The following is a 2,638-nucleotide window of genomic DNA, read 5'->3' as shown; positions in this document are numbered from 1 at the left end:
GAAGACCTCGGGCGGGGCGCGGTGGAACTACCTCGCCGCCTGGGCTTGGGCCGAGAAGAACGGGCAGGACCCGAAGGACTTCGTGGGCAAGCTCTACCGGAACGTGCCGGTGCTCGACACCGGGGCGCGCGGTTCCACCACGACCTTCGCGCAGCGCGGTCTGGGCGACGTGCTGCTGGCCTGGGAGAACGAGGCCTATCTTGCGCTGGAAGAGCTGGGCGAGGACAAGTTCGACATCGTCGTGCCGTCGGTGTCGATCCTCGCCGAGCCGCCGGTGGCGCTGGTCGATCCGGCGCGACTGGGGCTGGGATTGACGGTCTTCGTCGAGATCGAAGCCATCGACCACTCGCCGCAATGGCGCGAGGCCTTCGCCCGCGCCGTGACCGCCCTGCCCGAGGTGGTCGAGGTCCACCGCATGGCGGGCGACGTGGATTACCTTTTGAAGGTGGTGATGCCGGACATGGCAGCCTTCGACGGCTTCTACAAACGCCTGACCTCGGCGCTGGCGCTGAAGAACGTCACCTCGCAATTCGCCATGGAATGCATCAAGTCGACGACCGCCTATCCGGTGAAACACGACCGACCTGTGACGCCACAGGCTCGCCGATCCGCCGAGCTGCGCGCGGGAAAAGGCAAGCCGGTCGCATATCGCCGCGGCGGGTCATCCTGGCCGCGCTGCGTTCTTGTCCCCCGGCTGGCGGAGGCTTCGCCAAGTTGGCGGCGGAGGCGCCTCCGTTCGGGGAGGCGCCTTTCGTCGCCGCCGACAGGTTGCTGTCAGGTTCGACCCCTAGGTCGGCAGTGTGGGCGGTAAGGCCGGAGGTCAGCGCCAACCCGCGCCACCGGAGGGCCCTGCCCTTCGCATCCGAAACTGTCGCAAAGGACATCACATGCGCAAGATCTTGTTCCTCGGCGCGACCCTCCTGGTCGCCGCCCCCGCCCTTGCCGCCGACATCTGCGTCGATCACCCCAAGGACCAGTGGATGACGAAGGAGCAGATCACCGCGCTAGCGCAAAGCCAGGGCTACGAGGTGAAGGGGGTCAAGGAGGAAGATGGCTGCTGGGAAGTGAAGGGCGCCAAGGAGGGCGCGCGCGTCGAGGCCTATTTCGACCCGGTGAGCGGCGAGCTCGTCAGGACGAAGTGACGCCATGACAAACAGCGCCCGCACGCAGGCGCGCGAGGTGGCGGTGTGGGATCCGGCCGTCCGGATCTTCCACTGGACGCTCGCGGCGAGCATTGGCTGGGAGATGCTCGCCGAGGCGGGGACCGACAGGCACGAGGCGGTGGGCTATCTCATTCTCGCGCTGGTGCTCTTCCGCCTTGCGTGGGGCTTTCTCGGCCCCCGCCACGCGCGCTTCGCCGATTTCCTCGTCCGGCCCACGCGCACGCTCGGCTATCTCGCCGAGATCGCCCGCGGCCGCCCGCGACGCTACCTCGGCCACAATCCGGCCGGAGGGGCCATGGTGCTTGCGCTGCTCACCGCGGCGGCGGCGACCGCCGTATCGGGCTGGGCCATGACCACGGACGCGCTCTGGGGCGCAGAGTGGATCGAGGACCTGCACGAAGCGCTGGCCAACGGCACCGTCGCGCTGGTGGCCTTTCATGTGGCGGGTGTGCTGCTGGCCGGGATCCAGCACCGCGAGAACCTCTTGCGCGCCATGATCACCGGACGCAAACGGCGGGAGTGAGCCCCGGGCCATCGCCGCGGCGCTGAACGCCGAAGGCATCCGCAGTCCCGGGACGGGCAGCGGCGACTGGAGCTTTTCGACCATCTCCGGCAACGCCAAGCGCGGCATCGGCCTCCTCAACAACGAACTCTACATCGGCCGGCTGGTCTGGAACCGGCAACGCTTCATCAAGGATCCTGCGACCGGCAAGCGGCAGGCCAGGCTGAACCCGCCCGAAGCTTGGATCATCGAGGAGGTGCCCGAGCTGCGCATCATCGACGACGATCTCTGGCAAGAAGTGAAGGAGCGGCAAGGCCTCGTCCGCCACGACATGACCGCGACAGCCAGCGAGGGTGGGATGCGGCCGGAACGGGCCCGCCGCCCCAGTTAGCTGCTTTCGGGGCTGGTGCTCTGCGGCTGTTGCGGCGCGAGCTACACGCTGATCAACAAGACGCGTTACGGCTGCTCGGCCCTGCGCAACAAGGGGGAGGCGGTGTGCCGGAACCGGGCGACCATCAGCCGCGAGGCCGTCGAGGCGCGCGTGCTCGGCGGGCTAAAGGACCGGCTGATGCACCCCGACCTCGTCGCGGCCTTCGTCGAGGAATACCGCCGCGCCTGGAATGCGGCGCAGGCCGGAGCCGGCGCCGCGCGCGACAAGCTGCAGCGCGATCTCGGTCTGTCGAGAAGAAGATCGCCGGCATCCTCTCGGCGATCGAGGACGGAATGTATCATCCATCGATGAAGGCGAAGATGGCGGATCTGGAGGCTGCGAAGACGCGGCTCTCCGCGGAGCTCACGACCAATCCCGAGCCCCCTGCCCTGCGGCTGCACCCGAGCCTGACCGATCTCTATCGTAAGAAGATCGCGGATCTCGCCGCGGCGCTGTCCGATCCGTCTGTGAAGCTGGAAGCGGCGTCTGCCTTGCGCGGGCTGGTCTCCGAGGTCCGGATGATCCCGGACGCCACAGCGCCGG

The 2,638-nt window shown here is 68.2% G+C and carries 5 protein-coding genes and 1 pseudogene; all 6 read left to right on the top strand.

What is annotated here, in order from left to right:
• The coding region (locus C5F48_RS26415; protein WP_308812781.1) for an Lrp/AsnC ligand binding domain-containing protein at positions 1 to 811 on the top strand (811 nt) is incomplete at its 5' end.
• A 76-nt stretch (positions 812 to 887) separates the two neighbouring features.
• Positions 888 to 1,142, top strand: coding sequence for a PepSY domain-containing protein (locus C5F48_RS22990; protein WP_107666026.1), 255 nt, complete (start codon positions 888 to 890; stop codon positions 1,140 to 1,142).
• A 4-nt stretch (positions 1,143 to 1,146) separates the two neighbouring features.
• Positions 1,147 to 1,686, top strand: a complete 540-nt coding sequence (locus C5F48_RS22985; RefSeq protein ID WP_107666025.1) for a cytochrome b/b6 domain-containing protein — start codon at positions 1,147 to 1,149, stop codon at positions 1,684 to 1,686.
• 10 nt (positions 1,687 to 1,696) lie between these two features.
• Positions 1,697 to 2,056, top strand: coding sequence for a recombinase family protein (locus C5F48_RS26290; protein ID WP_308812782.1), 360 nt, complete (start codon positions 1,697 to 1,699; stop codon positions 2,054 to 2,056).
• Positions 2,057 to 2,071: 15 nt separating this feature from the next.
• On the top strand, positions 2,072 to 2,407 hold the full coding sequence (locus C5F48_RS26285; protein WP_245941557.1) for a recombinase zinc ribbon domain-containing protein: 336 nt from the start codon (positions 2,072 to 2,074) through the stop codon (positions 2,405 to 2,407).
• Positions 2,408 to 2,415: 8 nt separating this feature from the next.
• A pseudogene (locus C5F48_RS26280) lies at positions 2,416 to 2,638 on the top strand (recombinase family protein); the annotation flags it as partial.

The sequence above is a fragment of the Cereibacter changlensis JA139 genome (assembly GCF_003034985.1).
GTDB lineage: Bacteria > Pseudomonadota > Alphaproteobacteria > Rhodobacterales > Rhodobacteraceae > Cereibacter > Cereibacter changlensis.
This window is presented reverse-complemented; position numbering and strand designations above follow the sequence as displayed.